Consider the following 16,153-nt stretch of genomic DNA (forward strand, 5'->3'; position numbering starts at 1 on the left):
GCGGGACAAGCCCGCAAGCCTGCGTATCTCTCCCCTGAAGGGGAGAGAGCATAGTGAGAGATACGATGGCGAAGATCGAAGACTGGCAAGCAGCCGCCTCCAAGGAGGTCAAAGGCAAGGACCTGACCTGGCACACCCCCGAAGGGATCGCGGTCAAGCCGCTCTACACGGCGGATGATGTGCGCGAAGATCCGGGCCTGCCGGGGTTCGCTCCGTTCACGCGCGGGGTGCGGGCCAGCATGTATGCCGGGCGGCCGTGGACGATCCGTCAGTACGCCGGGTTCTCCACCGCCGAGGAAAGCAACGCCTTCTACCGCCGCAACCTCGCCGCCGGGCAAAAGGGGCTGTCGGTGGCTTTCGACCTTGCCACCCATCGCGGCTATGACTCTGATCACCAGCGCGTGGTCGGCGATGTCGGCAAGGCCGGGGTCGCGATCGACAGCGTCGAGGACATGAAGATCCTGTTCGACGGCATCCCGCTCGATCAGATGTCGGTTTCGATGACCATGAACGGCGCGGTGATCCCGATCCTGGCGTTCTTCATCGTCGCGGGCGAGGAGCAGGGCGTGCCGGTGGAAGCGCTCGACGGGACGATCCAGAACGACATCCTCAAAGAGTTCATGGTCCGCAACACCTATATCTATCCGCCCGAACCGAGCATGCGGATCATTTCGGACATCTTTGCCTTCACCAGCCAGAAGATGCCGAAATTCAACTCGATCTCGATCTCCGGCTATCACATGCAGGAAGCCGGGGCGACGCAGGTACAGGAACTCGCTTTCACCATCGCCGACGGCATGGAATATGTGAAATACGGCGTCGCCAGCGGGCTGAATATCGACAAGTTCGCCGGGCGGCTGAGCTTCTTTTTCGCGATCGGCATGAACTTCTTCATGGAAGTGGCCAAGCTGCGCGCCGCGCGGGTGCTGTGGCACCGGGTGATGACCAGGCTGGGCGCGCAGGACGAACGCAGCAAGATGCTGCGCACGCACTGCCAGACCAGCGGTGTGTCCTTGCAGGAGCAAGACCCCTACAACAACGTCATCCGCACCACGATTGAGGCGATGGCGGCGATGCTGGGCGGCACGCAGTCGCTCCACACCAATGCGCTGGACGAGGCGATTGCGCTCCCCACTGATTTCTCCGCCCGGATCGCCCGCAACACGCAGATCGTGATCCAGGAAGAGACCGGCATGTGCAATGTGGTCGATCCGCTGGGCGGCTCCTACTACATCGAAAGCCTGACTCAGGAACTGGTCGATCAGGCGTGGGAGATCATCGAGCGGGTCGAGGCCGAAGGCGGCATGGCCAAGGCCGTCGCGGCTGGCTGGCCCAAGGCGATGATCGAGGAAGCCGCCGCCGGACGGCAGGCCCGCGTCGACAAGGGCGAGGACGTGATCGTCGGCGTCAACAAGTACCGGCTCGCCAGCGAAGACCGGCTTGAAACGCTGGAAGTGGACAACCACGCGGTGCGCGAAGGGCAGATCGCCCGCCTGAAATCGACCCGCGCCAACCGTGACGAAGCCAAATGCCGCGCCGCACTGACCGCGCTGACCGAGGGGGCGAAAGCGGGCGGCAACCTGCTCGCTCTGGCCGTCGATGCCGCGCGCGAACGGGCAACGCTGGGTGAAATTTCGGACGCGATGGAAGCGGTGTTCGGGCGTTACGATACCGTCCCGACCCCGGTGAAGGGCGTTTACGGCGCGGCCTATGCCAATGACAATCGCTACCGGCAGGTGGTGGAAGGCGTGGAGGCCGTATCCACCCGCCTTGGCCGCAAGCCCCGTATGCTCGTCGCCAAGATGGGCCAGGACGGGCATGATCGCGGCGCCAACGTGATCGCCAGCGCGTTCACCGACATGGGCTTTGACGTAACCAGCGGGCCGTTGTTCCAGACGCCTGAGGAAGCGGCGAAGCTGGCGCTGGAAAAGGACGTGGACGCCGTGGGCGCTTCATCACTCGCCGCCGGGCACAAGACGCTGATCCCCGAACTGATCGGCCATCTGAAAGCTGCCGGTCGCCCCGACATCAAGGTCACCGCCGGGGGCGTGATCCCGCCGCAGGACTATGACTTCCTGCGTGAGGCCGGGGTGCAGGGGATTTATGGCCCGGGCAGCAACGTGGTCGAATGCGCGGCGGATATGCTGCGGCTGCTGGGGCATAATATGCCGCCTCTCGAGGCATAGGGAACCAAACAATGTTCAAAAAAATCCTCATCGCCAACCGTGGCGAAATTGCTTGCCGGGTGATCAAGACGGCCCGGCGGATGGGTATCGCAACCGTTGCGGTCTATTCCGATGCCGATGCGCGGGCGCCGTTCGTGCAGATGGCGGACGAGGCGGTGCATATCGGTCCGTCGCCCGCGTCCGAAAGCTATCTGATCGCGGACAAGATCATCGCGGCCTGCAAGCAGACCGGGGCCGAGGCGGTGCATCCGGGCTATGGGTTCCTGTCGGAACGCACCAGCTTTGCCGAGCAGCTCGCGGCCGAGGGGATCGAATTCATCGGGCCGCCGGTCGGCGCGATTGCGGCGATGGGGGACAAGATCGAGTCCAAGAAGCTCGCCAAGGCGGCGGGGGTGAATGTGGTCCCGGGCTTCGTGGGCGAGATCGAGGATACCGAACATGCGGTGCGGATTTCCGGCGAGATCGGCTACCCGGTGATGATGAAGGCCAGCGCGGGCGGCGGCGGCAAGGGCATGCGCCTCGCCTATACCGAACAGGACGTGCGCGAAGGCTTTGAAGCGGTGAAGCGCGAAGGCCTCAACTCGTTCGGCGATGACCGCGTGTTCATCGAGAAGTTCATCCTTAACCCGCGCCACATCGAAATCCAGATCCTGGGCGATAAGCACGGCAACATCCTGTATCTCAACGAACGCGAATGCTCGATCCAGCGCCGCCACCAGAAGGTGGTGGAGGAAGCGCCTTCGCCGTTCGTCACGCCCAAGATGCGCAAGGCGATGGGCGAACAGTGCGTCGCACTCAGCCGCGCGGTCGGATACTATTCGGCGGGGACCGTGGAACTGATTGTGTCCGGCGCGGACCCGAGCGGGGAGAGCTTCTACTTCCTGGAAATGAACACCCGCCTGCAGGTGGAACACCCGGTCACCGAATGCATCACCGGGGTCGATCTGGTCGAACAGATGATCCGCGTCGCGGCGGGTGAGAAGCTTGCCATGACGCAGGATGACATCGGGATCGATGGCTGGGCAATTGAAAACCGCGTCTATGCCGAAGATCCCTATCGTGGGTTCCTGCCCTCTACTGGCCGACTGGTGCGCTATCAGCCGCCGGTCGCTGGCTGGGAGGATGATGGCGAGGCCAATGGCCGGCGCGGCGTGGACGGGGTGCGGGTGGACGACGGCGTCTATGAAGGCGGCGAAGTTTCGATGTTCTATGACCCGATGATCGCCAAACTGGTGACCTGGGGCGCAACCCGCGATGAAGCGGCGGACAAACAGATCGCCGCGCTCGACGCGTTCGAAATCGAAGGGCTGGGCCACAACATCGATTTCGTGTCGGCAATCATGCAGCACCCGCGCTTCCGGTCGGGCGAACTGACCACCGGATTCATCGCCGAGGAATATCCGGACGGTTTCCACGGCGCCGCCACTTCGGCCGAAACGCGCAAGCATCTGGCCGCGATTGCCGGGTTCATAGCCACCGCCCGCGCCGACCGCGCCCGGCAGATCGACGGCCAGCTCGATGGAGAGCTGGAACCGCCGTACGACTGGTCGATCACGATTGGCGATAGCACCCACCTGGTCAGCCTGGATGAGGCCATCACCGTTGATGGCGAGGAAGTGGACCTCGCGCTGGAATATACCCCCGGTGACCGGATCGTCAGCGCCGAGGCGGATGACAGCACCTATGGCGTAAAGATCGAACCGACCCGCATGGGCCTGAAAATGACCACGCGCGGGGCGATCCATCAGGTCCAGATCCTACCCGCCCGGATCGCGCCATTAACCCGGCACATGATCGAAAAGGTTCCGCCGGATCTGTCCAAATTCCTGATCTGCCCGATGCCCGGCCTGCTGGTTGCGCTGCACGTGGGCGTGGGTGACAAGGTAGAGGCCGGACAGCCGCTCGCCGTGGTCGAAGCGATGAAGATGGAAAACATCCTCCGCGCCGAAAAATCGGCCACCGTGAAATCCGTCAACGCCAAGCAGGGTGAAAGCCTGGCGGTGGATGCGATCATTCTGGAGCTGGAATGAGCCTGCCCCAAGCCCTTGCCGCCGGCCGTCCGATCGAAGGTGGGTTCGTCGCCGAAATTCCTGCGCCGTGGATGCAGGGGCGGACCAGCTATGGCGGATTTTCCGCCGCTCTGGCGCTGGAAGCTGCGCGAGGGCTGGTTGACGATCTGCCGCCGCTGCGTTCGGCTCAGGTCAGCTTTGTCGGGCCGCTGGCGGGTGAGGTTGAAGTGCGTGCCCGCCTGCTGCGGCGGGGCAAGAACGCCTGCTGGATCAGTGCCGAAGTGACCAGCGAGGCCGGAGTGGGCCTGACCGCGACCTTTGTCTTCATGGGGCCAGTCGAGAGCGCGCTGCATCTGCATGAAGTGCCGATGCCGGCCGAAGTGATCCCGCCCGATGCGGCGCGGCCTTTGCCAGATGGGGTCGGCCCCAGTTTTGGTCAGAACTTCGATCGCCGCTTTGCCTTGCCGCAATCGAGCCACCAGAAGCCCGAAATTTGCTGGTGGGTCCGGCTGAAGGATGCCGAAGGGCTTGATCCGATGGTCAGCCTGATGCTGACCGCCGATATGCTTCCGCCCGGCGTTCTGCCGCTGATCCCGCGCGGGAGCCCGATCAGTTCGATGACCTGGCTGGTCAATCTGCTGACCCCGCTGCCCCAGACCCGCGATGGCTGGTGGCTGCTGCGTTCGGCCGGGAACTATGCGGAAAAAGGGTGTTCCAGCCAGGACATGGCAATCTGGAACGCCGATGGTGCTGCGGTGGCCGTAGGGATGCAGTCGATCGCGGTGTTTGGATGAGCCTCCCCGATGATGCGCCAGCCCAAGTGCGGATCAGGTTCCCACGGGCCAAGCCCCGCCATCTGCTGACCTCGCTGCTTTATCAGGTCCACCGCTTGCTGCCCCTGTCGCGCCGGGCAAAGGTGCGGCTCTATCTGGACCTCGAATGGATCTTCCAGCGCTTCGTGTTTGAAAACGCCTACGGTCTGTATGCACGCGGGAAATTTCCGGTGCGGCACAGCGCGTTCCTGCTCGATGCGATCCGCCCCGGCCAGCGGGTGCTCGATCTGGGCTGTGCGAATGGCGAAATTACCGCGATGATTGCCGCGCGCGGTGCCGATGTGGTCGGGATTGACCAGAACCCCGCGCTGATCGCGCAGGCCCGCCTGGAAAACCCCGACCTGACTTTCGAACAGGGCGAGGCGCGTGCCTATCTGGCGCAGGCGCCGCGGTTCGATGTGCTGGTCCTGTCGCACTGTCTGGAACACCTGGACGATCCCGCCGGGTTCCTGCGCGGGTTCACCGCCCATTTCACCCGGATCTATATCGAGGTGCCAGATTTCGAAGCCACTCACCTCAACCAGATCCGGATCGATCAGGGCAGCGACCTGCTCTACATGGACAGCGATCACGTCTGCGAATTCACCCGGGACGAATTGAAGGAACTGTGCCAGCGCGCGGGCTTGAGCGTGGAGGCGGAGGAGTACCGCTTTGGCGTGATCCGGCTATGGTGCCGTCCGGTATGATCGCGCTGCCGGAAATAAAGTGACACAGGCCGGACACATGTTCGCCTGAGCAGCATCGAACTGGCGGATTTCTGCGATTCTCGAAACGGACAGGGTTACACCAAGGTGACACTCTGTAACCCGCATGTTATGTGTAATTTCAGATGCTTATGCGGAATAAGGTGACACATTGCCTGATTTGAAAAAAATGGGCGCCGTGGCCACGGTTTTTTGCTGCCACGGGCCTGGCACCCGCGGGGCGAGGCCGTGCTGCGATCTGTTTGCCGACGATGAGAAAGAACGGCGCGGAGCGTGACAGATTCGCCCGATGTAGGAAAATGGTTTTGCGGTGAGCATCGATAGCCCTCTCCCCTTGAGGGGAGACGGTTGGGAGAGGGCCCAGAGAGATGAGTGCGCTACCTCACCCCTCTCAACTCCGGCTAGGCAGACAAGCTGCCAAGCCTTCGTGTCTCTCCCCTGAATGGGAGAGAGCGGAAGCGTGGTCCAACCTGCCTCGCTACCCCGCCAGCTGTCCGTCCAGAAACGCGGCAACATCATCCAGAGCCACGTCTTTGGCCAGAAATGCTTCACCGATTGATCTGAACAGCACGAAGGGCAGGGTGCCCGCGTCCATTTTCTTGTCGTGCAGCATGTGACCCACCAGGGTCTGGCCATCGCAGTTTAGGCCAAGGCCCTGCACTTCGCTGACCATGCCAAGCTCTGCAAAATGCGCGGCAACCAGTTCCGCGTCCGCCGCCGGGATCAGCCCGCGCCGCGCCGAATAGCGCGCGGCAAGGACCATGCCGAGCGCGACGCCTTCGCCGTGGAGCAGGCGATCCGAAAAGCCAGTCTGCGCCTCCAATGCGTGACCAAAGGTGTGGCCCAGATTGAGCAGCGCGCGCAGGCCCAGCGTTTCGCGTTCATCCGCCTTGACGATCTGCGCCTTGGCCGCGACCGATCGGGCCACGGCATATTCGCGCAGCGCGGCATCGCCATCCAGCATTGCGGCGGCATTGGTCTGGCACCATTGGAAGAATTCGGCATCACCCAGCAGGCCATATTTGACCACTTCGGCATAGCCGGCCAGCAGCTCGCGCCGGGGCAAGGTATCCAGCACGGCAAGATCGGCCAGCACCAGCGCGGGCTGGTGGAACGCGCCGACCAGATTCTTGCCGGCGGCGGTGTTGATCGCGGTCTTGCCGCCTACGCTGGAATCGACTTGTGCCAGCAGGCTGGTGGGCAGCTGGATGAACTGGCAACCGCGCTTGACGATCGCGGCGGCAAAGCCGGTCAGATCACCGATCACCCCGCCGCCCAGCGCGATGATATGATCGCCGCGCTCAACTTCTTCGGCCAGCAACCAGTCGACCAGCGCGGTCAGCTGATCCCAGCTTTTGGTACTTTCGCCAGCGGGCAGGATCCGCCAGGCTGCTTCGTGCCCCGCCGCAGCCAGCGCCGTATCGATAGTTCCGCCCCAGGCAGCGTGAACCCGGGCGTCGGTGACCACCGGAACGCGGCGCTTGCGCAAGCGGCCATGGCAATGCTGGCCAAGGTCCGCCAGCAGGCCAGTGCCGACCACGACCTGATAGGGACGCCCCGCAACGTCGACCGGGATTACAGCCATGCCTCAATTCCTTTCAGCACTTTGCCGATCGTCCGGCTGTGGGGGCCGCGCGTGCTGAACACGTGGATCGGGGCCTGTTCATAGGCCGGGCGGCGTTCATCGCGCAGCCGGGTCAGGATTTCGCGCGGATCGCCCTGTTTCAGCAAAGGGCGGTTGTCCTTGCGGCCAACCCGTTCCAGCAGGGTTTCGACATCGCTATCCAGCCACACCGCAATCGCGCGGTCCAGGATCAGGGCGCGGGTTTCGGGATTGACGAAAGCCCCGCCGCCCGTGGCAATCACCTTGCGCTCGCCATCGATCAGGCGGGCGATCACGCGACGTTCGCCATCGCGGAAATGAGCCTCGCCAAACCGTTCGAACATTTCCGGGATCGGCATCTGCGCCGCCCGCTCAATTTCCTCATCGGCGTCGACGAAAGGCAGGTGCAGCAGTGTGGCCAGCTTGCGCCCCACGCTGGACTTGCCCACGCCCATCATGCCAACCAGCACCACCGGGCGGTCAATCCGCCGCGCCAACGCCTCAATCTGGGCGGAAGTTGGGGCACTTTCGTCAAGTTCCATTGCGGGCTTGCCTATAGTTGCGCTAACCGGCAGCGCAAGCATTGCTCTTGAAAGGTCGCGTGTGGGGTCAAGGATTGGCAGGAACGGGGTGCTGTGGCTGGCCGGGCTGGTGCTCGCCGGGCTCTTCGCCTGGGCGTGGATCGATGGTGGTGCGCGCCCGCTGCGCCCGCTGGCCGAGCCTGTCAGCCTGCCGGGAGTATCGCGGTGAAGCGGCTGGCGCTGCTGGCCGGCGGGGCGCTGCTGGCGCTCAGTTCGGCGCTGGTCGTGGCACAGGACGCCCCCGAATCATTGTTGCCGCCGGGCTTTGATCGTCCCCGGCCAAGCCGCCAGCCAGTAACTCCAACACCGCCGCCCAGCCGCCCGGCAGAAGCCGCACCTGCAAGCGGTTCAGTATCCGTGCCAGTAGTACAGGCGCTGCCCGGCGCGGGTTCAGCCACAGCTCCGGCAGGACCGGGCGCTATGCCTTCCGGTGCCAGGATCCCCTCGCTCAAAGAGCTTGAGGCGATGAGCCCGGACGAACTGGACGAGTTGCTGGGGCTGAAACCGCATTCCGATATGCCGGCCGCCGCGCGCCGATCGCTGAAGCAAGTCGGCGTACTCGCTTCGTTTGAAGGCGGAATGCCCTCGGCCTCGCTGGGGCATCAAAGCCCGGAACTGGTCAAGGCCGCGCTGGATGGCAACAAGGGGCAGCTGGTTTCACGCTGGGGGCATATCCTGCTGCGGCGCGCGCTGGCTTCGCGGCTGGATGCACCCAGCGGGATGAACCCAGCCGATTTCGCCGCTGCCCGCACCGCGTTGCTGGTGCGGATGGGCGAAGGCACGATTGCGCGCGCGCTGGTGCAGGATATTGATGCGGGCAATTTCTCTCCCGCGCTGACCCAGGCAGCGATGGATACCTATGCCGCAACGGCAGATGTGACCGGGATCTGCCCGATCGTGTCGGTCCAGGGCGGGCTGCGCAAGGATGCCGATTGGCGCGTGCTGCGCGCAATCTGCACCGCCTTCCAGGGCGACAGCGCCGGAGGTATGGCCCAGCTTGATCGGCTTGCGGGTGAAAATGCCTGGCCCAAGATCGACATGCTACTGGCCCAGAAATACGCCGGAGCGGCAGGCAAGGCGCGGCGCGCGGTGAAGATCGAATGGGACGGGGTGGGCGAACTGACCCCCTGGCGTTATGCCCTGACCGTGGCGGTCGGGCTGGAACCGCCGGCCGAACTGATCGCCAAGGCCCCGGCGCGTTATTCCTATTCGGCGGCGCTGGCGCCAATGGTTCCGCTGGTATCGCGCGCTGCTGCGGCGGAACGGGCCTGCGCGGCCGGGATCCTGTCGAGCTCGGCAATGGTTGATCTCTACAGCCAGATCTACGAACAGTCGGATATCAACGGCGACTATGCCGATGCTGCCGATGCCTTGCGCAACGCCTATGTCGGCGCATCACCGCAGGATCGGATGGCGGCGCTGACCACGCTGTGGGACGGCGGAAAAACCGCTGAGAGCCGTTATTCGCGTCTGGTGTTGACCGCCTATGCCGCCGCGCGGATGCCGGTGGATGCTGCCTTTGCCAAGCAAGCGCCCGATCTGATCGCGGCGATGCTGGCAGCCGGGCTGGATGAAAACGCGCTCCGCTGGGCCCCGCAGGCCGATACCGGATCGCTTGCATGGGGACAGCTTGCCTTGGCGCAGCCGGCCCGCTCCACCCCGGTCGATGGCGGCGCGCTGAGCAGCTTTTACGGCAACGATCCTTCGGACGGTTACCGCAAATCGCGGTTCCTGCTGGCAGGTCTGGCCGGGCTGGGCCGGATCGATCAGGCCGCCGCGCAGGACTTTGCCGCCAAGCTGGAAATCGATCTGGGCCGCCAGACCAAGTGGACCAAGTTGATCCAGGCCGCTGCCGATGCCAACAACCAGTCGCTGGTGGCGCTGCTGGCAGGGCTGGGGATGCAGGGCGATGGCTGGGACAAGATGACCAGCCTGCACTTGTACCACATCGTCTCCGCGCTGAACCGCGTCGGCCTCAGCGCCGAAGCCCGGATGATCGCCGCCGAAGCGGTGGCGCGGGGTTGACCGCTGTCGAGTGATATCGACTCCTTCCTCGCAATGCTCGCCGCCGAGCGTGGGGCAGCCGCGAACACTTTGGCCGCCTATCGCCGCGACCTGGAAGGGGCCGAGGAACAGCTTGGCGCGCTGATCGCGGCGGACGGTGTAGCGCTGGCCTCGCTCGGCACCGCCTGGTCCCACCTTGCACCGGCCAGTCTGGCGCGCAAATGCTCGGCCTTGCGGCAGTTCTATGCCTTTCTGCAGGACGAAGGGCTGCGCGCGGACGATCCATCTGGCAGCCTGCCACGCCCGCGCAGCCGCCGCCCTCTGCCGCGCCTGCTCAGCCATGCGGAAATCGCTGCACTGTTTGCCCGGGCCGAGGAAGAGGCTGCCGGGGACCGCGCCGAAACGGTCAGGCTGCTGGTGCTGCTCGAACTGCTCTATGGCTCGGGCCTGCGCGCGACCGAACTGGTTTCGCTGCCGCGCAACGCCGTGCCGCGCGATGCGCCGTTTCTGACGGTGACGGGCAAGGGCGGGCAACAACGCATGGTCCCGGTCGGTGCCCGCGCGCAGGCGGCACTGGCGCGGTGGCTGGCGCTGGGCGGGGCAGGGGCGCGGCACCTGTTTCCCTCTCGCGCAGGGACCGGCCATCTCACCCGCGTGCGCTTGTTCCAGCTGCTGCGCGAACTGGCCGGGCGGGCGGGGATCGACCCCGAAAAGGTCAGCCCGCACGTTCTGCGCCATGCCTTCGCCACGCACTTGCTCGAAGGCGGGGCAGACCTGCGCGTGTTGCAAACGCTGCTGGGCCACGCCGATATCGCCACCACCCAGATCTACACCCATGTCGACAGCGCGCGGCTGGTCGCGCTGGTCAATGCGCGTCACCCGCTGGCGCGTTCCTAGCTGTTTCGGCGTAGCCGAAACAGGGCATCACCGGCCCGCGCCCCCGGCCCAACCACCCACAGGGTACCTTAAACGGGTGGTTGGGCCGGGGGCGCGGGCCGGTGATGCCTTCCGCCGTAAGGCAGAAACGACTCCCCCCCTTGCCGTGCGGGGCGGAGCGGGCTAGCGCAATTCGCATGGTATCCTACCTGGAATTCGAAAAGCCCGTCGCCGCGCTGGAAAAGCGGATTGCCGAACTGCGGCAAACCGCAAGCGCGGGCGATGTCGATATCAGCGCGGAAATCCGCCGCCTTGAGATGAAGGGTGCGGACCTGCTGGCCAGCACCTATGCCGCGCTGACTCCATGGCAGAAAACGCAAGTGGCGCGCCATCCGATGCGCCCGCACTTCAAGGACTTTGTCGAGCAGTGCTTTACCGATTTCATGCCGCTGGGCGGGGATCGCTATTTCGGGGATGATCAGGCGATCATCGGCGGATTTGCAAGGCTGGACGGCCGCCGGGTGATGCTGATCGGGCACGAAAAGGGCAACGACACGCAAAGCCGGATCAAGCACAATTTCGGCATGGGCAAACCCGAAGGCTATCGCAAAGCGATCCGCCTGATGGAAATGGCCGGGCGGTTCGGCCTGCCGGTGGTGACGCTGGTCGATACCTCGGGCGCGTTCCCGGGGGTTGAGGCTGAAGAGCGCGGCCAGGCCGAAGCGATTGCCCGTTCGACCGAAGCCTGCCTGGCCCTGCCGGTGCCAATGGTCGCGGTGATCGTGGGTGAAGGCGGCTCGGGCGGCGCAGTCGCGCTGGCCAGCGCCGAACGTGTGCTGATGCTGGAACACGCGGTCTATTCGGTGATCAGCCCCGAAGGCTGCGCTTCGATCCTGTGGCGCACCAATGAAAAGGCGGCAGAAGCGGCAGAAGCGATGAAGGTTACCGCTCAGGACTTGCTGGGGCTGGGCGTGATTGACCGGATCGTCAAGGAACCCGTCGGCGGCGCGCACCGCGATCCGGCTCTGGCCAGCGCTGCCTTGGCCAAGGCAATCGGGGAAGAGCTGGACCAACTTGGCAAACTGACCCCGGATCAGCTGCGCGCCAAACGCGAAGAACGCTTTCTGCGCATCGGCGAGGGCTGATCTCGCTTCGTCCTTTGGGGCTTTTCAATCGGTTGCCGGTGGCCTAGCCATAGCCATGGTTAATCGGTCGCAGGAGAAGCCTCCCATGTCACAGTTCCATCGCCGCACGCTCGCCCTTGGCGCGGCCCTGATTGCACTGATCGCGCCCCAGGCTGCCCCGGTGGCGCAGGTCAATGGCGCGGTCCAGTCGATCAGCGCCAAAGACAAGGCTGAAGGAGCCAAAGCCCACCCCCAGCTGCTCGCCGAATTTGGCGGCAGGATGACGGGCGCGCACGCCGATTATGTCGAAACGATCGGCAAGAACGTGGCGGTGCAATCCGGACTGTCCAACGCGCGCGGCGATTTCACCGTCTCGCTGCTCAACAGCTCGGTCAACAACGCTTTCGCCATTCCCGGAGGCTATATCTACACCACCCGCCAGCTGGTTTCGCTGATGAACAACGAAGCGGAACTGGCCGGGGTGATGGGGCATGAAGTTTGGCACGTGGTTGCCCGTGATTCGGCCAATCGCCAGAAGACCGCGACCAAGAATACCGTGATCGGCACGGGCCTGGCGATCCTTTCGGGCGTCTTGCTGGGCAACAGCCAGGTCGGGCAGGTACTCCAGCAGGGGTTCCTGCAAGGTTCCCAATTGCTCACACTCAAATATTCCCGCGGACAGGAAACTGCGGCGGACAATGGCGGAATCATGCTGCTGAAAAAGGCCGGCTATGATCCACGCGCGATGTCCACCGTGCTGCAAAGCCTGGCCAACCAGAATGCACTGGATGCGCAGTTGATGGGGGCTTCGAATCAGGTTCCGGCCTGGGCATCGACCCACCCCGATCCGGCCAGCCGCGTGAAGGCAGCGCTGAATCAGGCCGGGGTCGGGGCCAAGGGTGTAACGAATCGCGACACCTTCCTGACCCGAATCAACGGGCTGACCTATGGCGATGATCCCAAACAGGGTGTGGTGGACGGGCGCAAGTTCACGCACCCGGACCTGAAACTGGGGTTTGAAGCGCCTTCAGGCTTCTATCTGATGAATGGCACTGATGCCGTTACCATCGGCGGGCAATCGGGCAAGGGACAGTTCACCGCCGCGAAGTTCGACGGTGATCTGGACGCCTATGTCCGTGCTGCCTTTGCCGGGCTGACCGAACAGGGCAAGCAGGCAATCGATCCGGGCACGATCACCAAGACCACGGTCAACGGGATTCCCGCCGCCTATGCGGTCACGCGGGTCAACAACGGCGACAGTCAGGTCGATGTAACGGTGTTCGCCTATCAGTTCGATGCCACCACGGCCTATCACTTCCTGACCGTGGTTCAGGCCGGCGGCGCAGACGTGTTCAATCCGATGTTCCAGTCCCTGCGGCGGATCACCGTGGCTGAAGCGGCTGCGGTCAAGCCGCGCAAGCTGTTGGTGGTTACGGTGAAAAAGGGTGATACGGTTGCGTCGATGGCCAGCAAGATGGCCTATACCGATGCCCAGCAGCAGCGTTTCCTGGTGCTCAACGGATTGGTTGCGGGCAGCACTCTGTCCGTGGGCCAAAAGGTCAAGATCGTCACTTACTGAACTTTTGCCTCGCGCAAACGAGAAGGGGCGGCAGGTTTCCCTGCCGCCCCCGCTGTTCAGTCGTATGCGACCTTAGGCTTAGGCAGCCTTCGAGTTCGCGGTCGACATCTGGGTCGAGGTCGTGTTGAACGTCGACTGGAGCTGGTTGCCCAGGCCGTTCATGGCGGTGATGGCTGCAACGGCGATCAGAGCGGCGATCAGGCCGTATTCAATTGCGGTCGCGCCTTCTTCGTTGCGGAAAAACTTCTTGATGAACTTCATGGTCTGTCTCCTGTTGCAGTCTCTTAAGTACCCGGCTCATTTCCCGTTTCCGGATCGAGCGATCACCGAATTAGGGGAAACTTCTTTCCAAATGGTTATCACTTGGGAGCTTTTTGAACGGCCTTGGCTGATTCATTGTTGATCGTTTCCCAGGTCGATTGCGTCGCATTGCCGAAGCCCTGCAGCGCGCCAAGCATGGTCAGAACCACAAGCGAGCAGATCAGCCCCATTTCGAGAGCCGAAGTGCCAGTGCTGTCATTCACAACGCGTTTCAGATAGGCCTTCATTGTCCCCCTCTCCGGGAATATGGATGGACAAGTCGCCGATTTCGCAGGTCGTGCTTAAGAATTGGTTGAGAATTGCGCGGAACATGAAAAAAATTCCGACAATCGTTCCGGTGGTGGCCGTGGCACTGATCGATCCCGCAAACCGGGTGTTGTTGCACCAGCGCCGGATCGGCAAGGCGCATGGCGGCCTATGGGAATTCCCCGGGGGCAAGGTTGAGCCCGCCGAAACGCTGCTATGTGCCATGCTGCGTGAAGCTGAAGAGGAATTGGGGATCCAGCTGGATGCAGCTGCGCTGGAACCGCTCAGCTTTGCCACCAGCGCCGATCAACCACATGTCGTGTTGCTTTACACTTGCCGCGCATGGCAAGGCGAAGTGCAGTGCCTCGATGGCGAGGCGATTGCCTGGATCGCACCGGAACACCTGCTGAACCACGCCATGCCCCCACTTGACGTGCCATTGGCCCGGGCTGTGCTGGACAAGCTAAAAAGGTGAAAATAGACGCTTGCCAAGCCCGGATCGCCCCCCTATGTGCGCCTCTCCAACGCGCCCGTAGCTCAGCTGGATAGAGCATCAGACTACGAATCTGAGGGTCGGACGTTCGAATCGTTCCGGGCGCGCCATTATACAAAAGGCCATCCGCAAGGATGGCCTTTCGTGTTTCGGCCTGGCCGCATCCGCTTCAACAGCTACGCCCGAATCCAAATCGCACAGCGGCGCGCTGACCGCTGACTGCGGTTGTTTGCCGTTCGCGATGGGAAGGGGGTGGTGGACGCACTAGGGCTCGAACCTAGGACCCGCTGATTAAGAGTCAGCTGCTCTACCAACTGAGCTATGCGTCCACACCGGATCAGACATGGCACCCAGGTGCCAGCCCCGATTCACCGGGAGCGCCCCCTATAGCGGCAGATTCCGGCGTGGGAAGGGGGCTAGCGAAAAAATTTTACGTGGCCAGCGATCCGCCGCGTTTGCTCCAACGCTCTACCGCCATAATCGTGCCGATGCAGATCATGTTGGTCATCAAGGCAGAACCACCATGACTGATGAAGGGCAGCGGAATCCCCACCACCGGGGCCAGGCCCATCACCATCATGATGTTGACCGCCATGTAGAAGAAGATCGTAAAAGTCATGCCCGCAGCCATCAGCATGGAAAAGCGGTCCGGCGCGCGGCGTGCCACCTGCAGGCCCCAGCGGAAGACCCACATGAAGATCGCCAGCACGAACAATCCGCCCAGCATGCCCCATTCCTCGGCCATAGTGGCAAATGCGAAATCGGTTTGCGCTTCGGGCAGGTAATCAAGATGGCTCTGGCTACCGTTGCCGAACCCTTTGCCAAAGAACCCGCCCGATCCGATCGCGATCTTGGACTGGGTGATGTGATAGCCGGAACCGAGCGGATCACTTTCCGGATCAAGGAACACCAGCACTCGCCGGCGTTGGTAATCGTGGAGCAGGGTAAAGAAAGAAAGCGGCGCGATCACCGCGACTGCCGCGCCTGCGCCAACGAACCACGACATCGGCAGGCCCGCCAGGAAGATCACCACGGCGGCCCCGGCACAGATCGACAGGCCGGTGCCCAGATCGGGCTGCAGGATCACCAGCAGCGCCGGTACGCCCACCAGCGCGCCTGCTGGCAGCAAGGAGCGCCAGTGCTTGGTCATCGCCGGGGGCAGGTTGTCATAGAAATGGGCCAGGACCACCACGATCGCGGGCTTCATCAGTTCTGATGGCTGCAATTGCATGAAGCCCAGATTGAGCCAGCGCTGTGATCCGCCGCTGACCTTGCCCAGCACTTCCACCAGCACAAGCAAGATTACCAGCACGACATAACCCGGGAAGGCCAGCCGCCGGAACAGTTCACGCGGGAGGCGCGAGATGATCAGGGCCATCACCAGGAACACCGCGAAATGAATCTCGTGGAGCAGCGCCCAGGGCTGTAGGTTTCCGGCCGCAGCGGAGTAGAGCACCATGGATCCGAATGTGTTGAGCGCAAACAGCGGCAGGATCACATGCCACGGTTCACGCGCAATTGCTTCGGGGATGATCCGGCGGCTCATGTGGCACCACTTGCAGGGCTGGCGGCGGCGCTGGGCGCGGCGCTGGGG

General features: G+C 63.5%; 15 protein-coding genes and 2 tRNA genes. 11 read left to right on the forward strand and 6 right to left on the reverse strand.

Going from position 1 to position 16,153, the window contains the following annotated elements; translation table 11 throughout:
• Nucleotides 1–65 precede the first annotated feature (65 nt).
• The 4 genes from scpA to MNBBLIKP_RS12435 are packed head-to-tail and all read left to right on the forward strand — an operon-like array spanning nucleotide 66 to nucleotide 5,714.
• Nucleotides 66–2,186 (forward strand): methylmalonyl-CoA mutase, encoded by a 2,121-nt coding sequence (gene scpA / locus MNBBLIKP_RS12420; protein ID WP_088310582.1) that lies wholly within the window; start codon nucleotides 66–68, stop codon nucleotides 2,184–2,186.
• A gap of 11 nt (nucleotides 2,187–2,197) precedes the next feature.
• Nucleotides 2,198–4,216, forward strand: coding sequence for an acetyl-CoA carboxylase biotin carboxylase subunit (locus MNBBLIKP_RS12425; RefSeq protein WP_088310583.1), 2,019 nt, complete (start codon nucleotides 2,198–2,200; stop codon nucleotides 4,214–4,216).
• A complete protein-coding gene (locus MNBBLIKP_RS12430) occupies nucleotides 4,213–4,989 on the forward strand; it encodes an acyl-CoA thioesterase (protein ID WP_088310584.1) in 777 nt (258 codons plus the stop codon). Before MNBBLIKP_RS12425 ends, MNBBLIKP_RS12430 begins: the two co-directional genes overlap by 4 nt.
• Nucleotides 4,986–5,714 (forward strand): class I SAM-dependent methyltransferase, encoded by a 729-nt coding sequence (locus MNBBLIKP_RS12435; RefSeq protein WP_088310585.1) that lies wholly within the window; start codon nucleotides 4,986–4,988, stop codon nucleotides 5,712–5,714. Before MNBBLIKP_RS12430 ends, MNBBLIKP_RS12435 begins: the two co-directional genes overlap by 4 nt.
• 496 nt (nucleotides 5,715–6,210) lie before the next feature.
• On the opposite strand, the gene aroB is transcribed toward MNBBLIKP_RS12435, so the two are convergent.
• Nucleotides 6,211–7,317, reverse strand: a complete 1,107-nt coding sequence (aroB, locus tag MNBBLIKP_RS12440; RefSeq protein WP_088310586.1) for a 3-dehydroquinate synthase — start codon at nucleotides 7,315–7,317, stop codon at nucleotides 6,211–6,213.
• A complete protein-coding gene (locus tag MNBBLIKP_RS12445) occupies nucleotides 7,308–7,877 on the reverse strand; it encodes a shikimate kinase (protein ID WP_088310587.1) in 570 nt (189 codons plus the stop codon). Before MNBBLIKP_RS12445 ends, aroB begins: the two co-directional genes overlap by 10 nt.
• Before the next feature lie 61 nt (nucleotides 7,878–7,938).
• Between MNBBLIKP_RS12445 and MNBBLIKP_RS18085 the strand changes: the two genes are divergently transcribed.
• The 5 genes from MNBBLIKP_RS18085 to MNBBLIKP_RS12465 all read left to right on the forward strand — a co-directional run bounded on the left by MNBBLIKP_RS18085 (nucleotide 7,939) and on the right by MNBBLIKP_RS12465 (nucleotide 13,499).
• Nucleotides 7,939–8,085 (forward strand): hypothetical protein, encoded by a 147-nt coding sequence (locus MNBBLIKP_RS18085; RefSeq protein WP_176399761.1) that lies wholly within the window; start codon nucleotides 7,939–7,941, stop codon nucleotides 8,083–8,085.
• A complete protein-coding gene (locus tag MNBBLIKP_RS12450; protein ID WP_088310588.1) occupies nucleotides 8,082–9,941 on the forward strand; it encodes a hypothetical protein in 1,860 nt (619 codons plus the stop codon). The genes MNBBLIKP_RS18085 and MNBBLIKP_RS12450 overlap by 4 nt, the downstream gene beginning before the upstream one ends.
• A gap of 3 nt (nucleotides 9,942–9,944) precedes the next feature.
• Entirely contained in the window at nucleotides 9,945–10,817 is an 873-nt protein-coding gene (locus MNBBLIKP_RS12455) for a tyrosine recombinase (protein ID WP_088310589.1), read from the forward strand.
• A 176-nt stretch (nucleotides 10,818–10,993) separates the two neighbouring features.
• Nucleotides 10,994–11,941 carry an acetyl-CoA carboxylase carboxyltransferase subunit alpha gene (locus tag MNBBLIKP_RS12460; protein WP_088310590.1) on the forward strand — a complete coding sequence of 316 codons (948 nt, stop codon included), beginning with the start codon at nucleotides 10,994–10,996 and terminating at the stop codon, nucleotides 11,939–11,941.
• Nucleotides 11,942–12,026: 85 nt separating this feature from the next.
• Complete coding sequence (locus MNBBLIKP_RS12465) at nucleotides 12,027–13,499, forward strand: M48 family metalloprotease (RefSeq protein ID WP_088310591.1); 1,473 nt, start codon at nucleotides 12,027–12,029, stop codon at nucleotides 13,497–13,499.
• Nucleotides 13,500–13,577: 78 nt separating this feature from the next.
• On the opposite strand, the gene MNBBLIKP_RS12470 is transcribed toward MNBBLIKP_RS12465, so the two are convergent.
• Nucleotides 13,578–13,760 carry a Flp family type IVb pilin gene (locus MNBBLIKP_RS12470; RefSeq protein ID WP_088310592.1) on the reverse strand — a complete coding sequence of 61 codons (183 nt, stop codon included), beginning with the start codon at nucleotides 13,758–13,760 and terminating at the stop codon, nucleotides 13,578–13,580.
• A gap of 98 nt (nucleotides 13,761–13,858) precedes the next feature.
• Entirely contained in the window at nucleotides 13,859–14,047 is a 189-nt protein-coding gene (locus MNBBLIKP_RS12475; protein WP_088310593.1) for a Flp family type IVb pilin, read from the reverse strand.
• An 83-nt stretch (nucleotides 14,048–14,130) separates the two neighbouring features.
• On the opposite strand from MNBBLIKP_RS12475, the gene MNBBLIKP_RS12480 reads away from it, so the two are divergent.
• A complete protein-coding gene (locus MNBBLIKP_RS12480) occupies nucleotides 14,131–14,541 on the forward strand; it encodes an NUDIX domain-containing protein (protein WP_088310594.1) in 411 nt (136 codons plus the stop codon).
• A gap of 51 nt (nucleotides 14,542–14,592) precedes the next feature.
• Nucleotides 14,593–14,669, forward strand: a tRNA-Arg gene (locus MNBBLIKP_RS12485).
• A gap of 143 nt (nucleotides 14,670–14,812) precedes the next feature.
• Here the strand turns inward: MNBBLIKP_RS12485 and MNBBLIKP_RS12490 are convergent.
• Nucleotides 14,813–14,888 (reverse strand) — tRNA-Lys (locus MNBBLIKP_RS12490).
• A gap of 101 nt (nucleotides 14,889–14,989) precedes the next feature.
• Nucleotides 14,990–16,105, reverse strand: a complete 1,116-nt coding sequence (gene rodA / locus MNBBLIKP_RS12495; protein WP_088310595.1) for a rod shape-determining protein RodA — start codon at nucleotides 16,103–16,105, stop codon at nucleotides 14,990–14,992.
• Nucleotides 16,106–16,153: the final 48 nt, after the last annotated feature.

Source organism: Novosphingobium sp. B 225, from assembly GCF_002198665.1.
In the GTDB taxonomy this organism is placed as follows: domain Bacteria; phylum Pseudomonadota; class Alphaproteobacteria; order Sphingomonadales; family Sphingomonadaceae; genus Novosphingobium.